We start from the raw sequence: 6687 nt of genomic DNA, 5'->3' as shown, positions 1-6687 counted from the left end.
GCACGTCGCCAACGCCGCCCGCGTCGCCGAGTTCCTCACCACCCGCCCCGAGGTCACCGCGGTGTCCTACGCCGGCCTGCCCTCCTCCCCCTGGTACCGGCGCGGCCGGCAGCTCGCCCCCCGCGGCACCGGCGCCATCGTCACCTTCGAACTCGCCGGCGGCGTCGACGCCGGCAAGAAGTTCGTCGACGCACTGACCCTGCACAGCCACGTCGCCAACATCGGCGACGTCCGCTCGCTGGTCATCCACCCCGCCTCCACCACCCACTCCCAGCTCACCGCCACCGAGCAACTCGCCGCCGGCGTCACCCCCGGCCAGGTCCGCCTCGCCGTGGGCATCGAAGGCATCGACGACATCCTCGCCGACATCACCACCGGCCTCGAGGCCGCCGGCGCCTGATCACGGCCGCACGCATCGATCCCGCCCCGGATGCCGGGGCGGGATCGCGCATGTCGGAACCGGGCGCTACCGCACGGCGACCGGGGCGGACACTTCGCCGAGCGCCCTGAGCGCCGGCACCCCGACCGGTTCGGTCGCGAGCAGCGGCACGACCGCGTAGCGATCGGCGAGTTCGGTACGGATCTTGTCGATCTGCTCGAGCTCGGCGGCGGCGCGGCGGCGCAGCAGCGGCGCAGTGGGCGCGGCGGCGGCCACGGAGTTGTCGATCACCCACGCCCAGGGGTGAATACCGGCACGTTCGAGGTCGGCCTGGAGCCCGGCGGCCTCGAGCACGGGGGTGGTCTCGGCGAGGGTGATCAACAGGACCTTGGTCGAAGCCGGGTCCTGCAGGCGCATCATCGGGGTGACGGCGTGCAGGCCCGGGCCCAGCTGCCGGGTGACGTCGCGGTGGTAGGACCCGGTGGCGTCGAGCAGCAGCAGGGTGTGGCCGGTGGGCGCGGTGTCGACGACGACGAACTTGCGCCGGGACTCCTGGATCACTCGCGAGAAGGCTTGGAAGACAGCCACTTCCTCGGTGCACGGGGAGCGCAGGTCCTCGGCGAGGGTCGCGCGGCCCTGCTCGTCGAGGTGCGCACCCTTGGTGGCCATCACCCGCTCGCGGTAGGCGCGAGTGGCCTCGGCGGGATCGATGCGCGAGACGTGGAGGTGTTCGACGTCGCCGTGCAGGGTCTCGGTCAGGTGTGCGGCGGGGTCGGTGGTGGTCAGGTGGACCTCGTGTCCGCGTTCGGCCAGGGCCACGGCGACGGCCGCGGCGACCGTGGTCTTCCCGACCCCGCCCTTGCCCATGCACATCACGAGACCGTGCCCGTCCCGCTCGATCTCGTCGATCAGGGCGCGCAGCGGTGCATCCGCGACCTCCGACACCGCGCCGGTCTCCGGCGGGAGGTCCGTGCCGCCGTCGGCCGTCTCGAACAGCGTCCCGAGGGCATCGAGACCGATCATGTTCGCGGCCTTGAGCTCGATCAGGTCCAGTGGCAACGGTTTCAGCGCCGCCGGCATGCCCGCCAATGCGGCCTGTTCTCGACGGTGGATCGAGAGGGCGAGGGGGTCCGTGTCGCCGGACGGCGCCGGCAGGACGCCGTTGACGACGACGTGCTGGCGGCTCAGCCCGAGGGTGGCGAGTTCGCCGTGCGTGCGGTCGATCTCGGCGAGGGCGGAGCGAGTGGCGCGGGCGACGAGCACGAGCCGGGTGCGCTGCGGGTCCGCCAGTGCGTCGACCGCGGCGGCGTACATGGCTTTCTGCTTGTCGAGCCCGGCGAGCGGTCCGAGGCACGACGCGTCACCCTTGCCCGCCTCGAGGAACTCGGTCCAGTTCCCGGGCAGCTGTAGCAGCCGGATGGTGTGTCCGGTGGGGGCGGTGTCGAACAGCACGTGGTCGAACGAGGCGATCTCGCCGTCGGTGTCGGTCAGCAGGGAGGTGAACTCGTCGAAGGACGCGACCTCGGTGGTGCACGAACCGGAGAGCTGCTCGGTGATCGAGGCGATCTCCGCGTCGGGCAGCAAACCCCGCACCGGTCCGACGATGCGTTCACGGTAGGCGTCGGCGGCCTGCTCGGGATCGATCTCGAGCGCCGACAGGCCCGGCACCGCGGGAATTGCGGTGAGGGCGTTGCCGATCGCCAGGCCGAAGACCTGGCCGACGTTCGAGGCGGGGTCCGTCGAGACCAGCAGCACCTTCTTCCCGGCGCGGGCGAGGCTCAGCGCGCTCGCACAGGCGATGGAGGTCTTGCCGACGCCGCCCTTGCCGGTGAAGAACACGAACCGCGGCGGGTCGGTCAGGAACGTGGGGGTGGTCATCCGGTGATCTCCTCGTCCTCGACAGCTCAGCAGCAGGTGGAGTCGCCGGGTGTGCAGCAGGCATCGTCCGCGAGATTCAGCATCGTCGCGCCGACGGGCGCCTGCGCGGCGTCGAGTCCCGCCCACGCGGCGAGCTGGGTCCGATCGGGGTAGCGGCCGGTGAGCACGGTGACGTCGTCGACGAGCACGAGCGGCAGACCGGCGGAGCCGGCGACCTCGAGGAAGCGCTTGACGGCGGGATTGTGCGCGAAGGCCAGCGGATCGTTGGCGAGGTTGTGCCGGGTGATGGCGGCACCCTGATCCTTCAGCCACTGCATGTCGGCCGTGAAGGTGACGAGGTTCCGGTCCACGTCGTCGCCGCACACGCCGGTGTTGCAGCACAGGGCCGGCTCGAAGACTGCAATGGTGCTCATGAGTTTCTCCTGGATCGGTCGGATCAGCGGGTGGGGGAGGCGGAGTCGAGCAGGCGGGCGGCGAGCGCGTCGACGCGGGCGGCGATGTCGTCGCGCACGAGGCGCATCCGTTCGATGCCGTCGATGCCGCGCTCGGACGGCTCGTCGGTGTCCCAGTTCTCCACGTACGCCGCGTCGACGCGGGCGTCACGGCCGAGGGTGACGACGAGGTCGACCTCCCGCAGCAGCTGCGGATCGATCGGCTTGGGGTACTCGCCGTCCACCGGTGCGCCGACCTCCTCGAGCGCCTGCACCGAGAGGGCGTTGAGCGCCGGACCCGGTGCCGTTCCGGCGGAGTGCACGGCGATGCGGCCGCCGGCGGCCTTGCGCATCAGCGCGGCGGCCATCTGGGACTTGCCGCCGTTCTTCACGCAGACGAACAGCACCGAGGGTGTGCGCACGTGAGGGTTTCCTTCCGACCGGGCCGGCTGTCCGTTTGACGCCGTGTTTCGACAACCGTCAATATAGACGCATGCCGAATCAACCGCCGCGCGGGGACGAGCCCTGCTGCCCGCCGCTCAGCCGCGAGCCGCTCACCTCCGATTGGGCCGGTGACCTGGCTCGCATGTTCAAGGCCCTGGGCGATCCGGTGCGCCTGCGGATGCTGAGCCTGATCGCCAGCCACGAGGGCGGCGAGTGCTGCGTGTGCGACATCTCACCGTCCTTCGACCTGTCGCAACCGACCATCTCGCACCATCTGAAGGTGCTGCGGGAGGCCGGCCTCCTCGACTGCGAACGTCGCGGCACCTGGGTGCACTACCGGGTCGTCCCCTCCGCTCTGGCCCAGCTGTCCGCGGTGCTGTCCGTCGAATCCGGGATCGTCGCGAACTCGTCCTGCACGCCCGCCGTCACCCTCGAGGAGGTCGCCTCGTGACCACCACCAGCGACCACCCGGCCGTGGTCGGCAAGCTGTCCACACTCGACCGGTTCCTGCCGGTGTGGATCGGCGTCGCCATGGTCGCAGGCCTGTTGCTCGGCCGCCTGATCCCGGGCCTCGGCGACATCATCTCCGCCGTCGAGATCGACGGCATCTCGCTGCCGATCGCCCTCGGCCTGCTGATCATGATGTACCCGGTGCTGGCCAAGGTGCGCTACGACCGGCTCGACACCGTCACCGGCGACCGGCGGATGCTGATCGGCTCGCTGGTCCTGAACTGGATCGTCGGGCCGGCGTTGATGTTCGCCCTGGCCTGGCTGATGCTGCCCGACCTGCCCGAGTACCGCACCGGACTGATCATCGTCGGTCTGGCCCGCTGCATCGCCATGGTCATCATCTGGAACGACCTCGCCTGCGGCGACCGCGAAGCCGCCGCCGTGCTGGTCGCGCTGAACTCCGTCTTCCAGGTGATCATGTTCGCCGGCCTCGGCTGGTTCTATCTCTCGGTGCTGCCGGGCTGGCTCGGACTCGAACAGACCACCCTCGACGTCTCGCCCTGGCAGATCGCCAAGTCGGTGCTCATCTTCCTCGGCATCCCGCTGCTCGCCGGTTTCCTCACCCGGCACTTCGGCGAGAAGGCCAAAGGCCGCACCTGGTACGAGCAGAAGTTCCTGCCCAGGATCGGGCCGTGGGCCCTGTACGGGCTGCTGTTCACCATCGTGATGCTCTTCGCGCTGCAGGGCGAGCAGATCACCTCCCACCCGTGGGACGTCGCCCGCATCGCCCTGCCGCTGCTGGCGTACTTCGCGATCATGTGGGGCGGCGGCTATCTCCTGGGCGCCGCGATGGGTCTGGGCTACGAGCGCACCACCACCCTCGCGTTCACCGCGGCCGGCAACAACTTCGAACTCGCCATCGCCGTGGCCATCGCCACCTTCGGCGTCACCTCCGGGCAGGCCCTCGCGGGCGTCGTCGGGCCGCTCATCGAGGTGCCCGTGCTCGTCGGCCTCGTCTACGTCTCGCTCGCCCTGCGCAAGCGCTTCACCCCCTCCGCCACCCCCGCTGCTTCGTGAAGCCCGAGAGCCAGGGAGACGGCATGTCCGACCGCCACCAGCCCGAACTGCTCATGCCGCAGGCAGTACTCCAGCGTGCCGCCGAGCACCTCGCCGACAAGTACGACGGAATCTTCTCCCCGCAGACCGTCGAACGGGTGGTGTTCGAGTCCTATGCGGCACTGCGCCGCACCGCCACCGTCTGCACCCACCTGACCGCGCTCGCCCCGCGGTTCGCCGCCGAACGCCTGACCGCGCTGGCCCAGGCCGAAGGCGCCGTCGCCAAGGACGTTCCGGAGGTGCTGTTCGTCTGTGTACACAACGCCGGCCGCTCCCAGATGGCCGCCGCCCTGCTCGACCACCGTGCCGGTGGCCGCGTCCACGTCCGCTCCGCCGGCTCCGCGCCGATCGCGGCGATCAACCCGGTCGTGGTCGAGGCCATGGCCGAACTCGGACTCGATCTCGGCGCCGAGTTCCCCAAGCCGCTCACCGACGACGTCGTCGCCGCCGCGGACGTGGTCGTGACCATGGGCTGCGGCGACGCCTGCGCCGTCTACCCAGGCAAGCGCTACCTCGACTGGACCGTCCCCGACCCGGACGGACAATCCCTCGAGGTGGTCCGCACCCTCCGTGACGACCTCGACGCCCGGGTCCGCGCTCTGCTCGCCGACCTCACCGCCGTTCCCACCGTCTGACACCCGAAAGGTTCCCTCGATGACCACCAAGCCGTCCGTGCTGTTCGTGTGCGTGCACAACGCCGGCCGCTCCCAGATGGCCGCCGGATTCCTCACCGCCCTCGCCGGCGACGCCGTCGAGGTCCGTTCCGCCGGCAGCGCCCCCGCCGATCAGGTCAACCCCGCCGCCGTCGAGGCCATGGCCGAGCTCGGCATCGACATCTCCACCCAATCCCCGAAGATCCTCACCACCGACGCCGTCGAAGCCTCCGACGTGGTGATCACCATGGGCTGCGGCGACACCTGCCCGGTCTTCCCCGGCAAGAGCTACCGCGACTGGGTGCTCGAGGACCCGGCCGGCAAGGGCGTCGAGTCGGTCCGCCCCATCCGCGACGAGATCAAGACGCGGGTCGAGGCACTGATCGCCGAACTCGTCCCCGGCGCCGTCCGCAGCTGACCCGACCGCAGGGCGGGCCCCGGCCGGATCCGTCGGGACACGCCCTGCGGCCCGGCCGGGTCGGCCACACTGGAGCCCGGGGCGACTCCCACCTTCCCCGCGAACCGAGAAGGGGTGTGCGATGACGGCACTGCCCATCGTCTGGCAACGCCTGGTCAGCCAGGGCCAGACGTGCCGCCGCTGCGCCGGCACCGGTGAGCAGGTCCAGCACGCGGTCGGCACGCTCGAGCAGGTCCTGCGCCCGCTCGGCATCGCACCGCAACTCGAGGTCCGCGAACTCGACGACGCCGCCTTCGCCGCGAACCCGGCCGAATCCAACCGCATCTGGATCGCCGGCCGTCCGCTCGAGGACTGGCTCGACGCCGACGTCGGCAGCAGCCGCTGCTGCTCGGTGTGCGGCGACTCCCCGTGCCGGACCGTCGCACTCGGACCGGTCACGTTCGAGGAGATCCCCGAACGACTGATCGTCAAAGCCGCCCTGATCGCCGCGGCGAGCCTGCTCGACGCCCCCGAACACCCTGACGGCTGACACCGGTAGCTCTGCGCACGACGACGGGCCACGGGTGACGAGGGAGACGATGAGCGCGATCGAGGTGGACGTCGTGGTGATCGGGGGCGGGCAGGCCGGCCTGGCCGCCGGGTACTACCTGCGCCGGGCCGGGCACGAGTTCGTCATCCTCGACGACCGGTCCGCGCCGGGCGGGGCGTGGCCGCACACCTGGCCGTCGCTGCGGCTGTTCTCCCCGGCGGAGTACGCGTCGCTGCCGGGATGGCCGATGCCGCCGTGGCAGGACGGGTTCCCACCCGCTCGGCATGTGATCGAGTATCTGACCGCGTACGAGCGTCGCTACGGCCTGCCGGTGCGGCGGCCGGTGCGGGTGCGGGCGGTCACCCGTGACGACGACCGGGAGCGGCTGC

Annotated in this window: 10 protein-coding genes; 7 read left to right on the top strand and 3 right to left on the bottom strand. The window is 71.0% G+C overall.

Annotation, left to right across the window (positions count from 1 at the left end; genetic code table 11):
- Nucleotides 1-400, top strand: a 400-nt coding sequence (locus tag CQZ88_RS07775; RefSeq protein WP_180986970.1) for a PLP-dependent transferase, incomplete at its 5' end; no start/stop codon positions are given.
- 66 nt (nucleotides 401-466) lie between these two features.
- On the opposite strand, the gene arsA is transcribed toward CQZ88_RS07775, so the two are convergent.
- From arsA to CQZ88_RS07760, 3 genes are read right to left on the bottom strand one after another with little or no spacing between them, the layout of a single operon-like run.
- Nucleotides 467-2257, bottom strand: a complete 1791-nt coding sequence (gene arsA / locus CQZ88_RS07770) for an arsenical pump-driving ATPase (RefSeq protein ID WP_102799537.1) — start codon at nucleotides 2255-2257, stop codon at nucleotides 467-469.
- Between the two features lie 26 nt (nucleotides 2258-2283).
- Nucleotides 2284-2670, bottom strand: a complete 387-nt coding sequence (arsD, locus tag CQZ88_RS07765) for an arsenite efflux transporter metallochaperone ArsD (protein ID WP_006945082.1) — start codon at nucleotides 2668-2670, stop codon at nucleotides 2284-2286.
- Nucleotides 2671-2693: 23 nt separating this feature from the next.
- On the bottom strand, nucleotides 2694-3110 hold the full coding sequence (locus tag CQZ88_RS07760; RefSeq protein WP_102799536.1) for a low molecular weight phosphatase family protein: 417 nt from the start codon (nucleotides 3108-3110) through the stop codon (nucleotides 2694-2696).
- 71 nt (nucleotides 3111-3181) lie between these two features.
- On the opposite strand from CQZ88_RS07760, the gene CQZ88_RS07755 reads away from it, so the two are divergent.
- The 6 genes from CQZ88_RS07755 to CQZ88_RS30645 form a co-directional block, all read left to right on the top strand.
- Nucleotides 3182-3583, top strand: coding sequence for a helix-turn-helix transcriptional regulator (locus CQZ88_RS07755; protein ID WP_043797947.1), 402 nt, complete (start codon nucleotides 3182-3184; stop codon nucleotides 3581-3583).
- On the top strand, nucleotides 3580-4659 hold the full coding sequence (arsB, locus tag CQZ88_RS07750; protein WP_050035983.1) for an ACR3 family arsenite efflux transporter: 1080 nt from the start codon (nucleotides 3580-3582) through the stop codon (nucleotides 4657-4659). The genes CQZ88_RS07755 and arsB overlap by 4 nt, the downstream gene beginning before the upstream one ends.
- Nucleotides 4660-4682: 23 nt before the next feature.
- Nucleotides 4683-5333: an arsenate reductase ArsC gene (locus CQZ88_RS07745; protein WP_006945075.1), complete on the top strand. Its 651-nt coding sequence runs from the start codon at nucleotides 4683-4685 to the stop codon at nucleotides 5331-5333.
- A 19-nt stretch (nucleotides 5334-5352) separates the two neighbouring features.
- On the top strand, nucleotides 5353-5769 hold the full coding sequence (locus CQZ88_RS07740; RefSeq protein ID WP_006945074.1) for an arsenate reductase ArsC: 417 nt from the start codon (nucleotides 5353-5355) through the stop codon (nucleotides 5767-5769).
- A 121-nt stretch (nucleotides 5770-5890) separates the two neighbouring features.
- Complete coding sequence (locus CQZ88_RS07735) at nucleotides 5891-6298, top strand: DUF2703 domain-containing protein (RefSeq protein ID WP_006945072.1); 408 nt, start codon at nucleotides 5891-5893, stop codon at nucleotides 6296-6298.
- Nucleotides 6299-6347: 49 nt separating this feature from the next.
- Nucleotides 6348-6687: FAD-dependent oxidoreductase (locus CQZ88_RS30645; protein WP_258008503.1), on the top strand; the 340-nt coding region annotated here is incomplete at its 3' end.

It is taken from the genome of Rhodococcus sp. ENV425, from assembly GCF_002887785.1.
Classification (GTDB): Bacteria; Actinomycetota; Actinomycetes; order Mycobacteriales; family Mycobacteriaceae; genus Rhodococcus; species Rhodococcus aetherivorans.
This window is presented reverse-complemented; position numbering and strand designations above follow the sequence as displayed.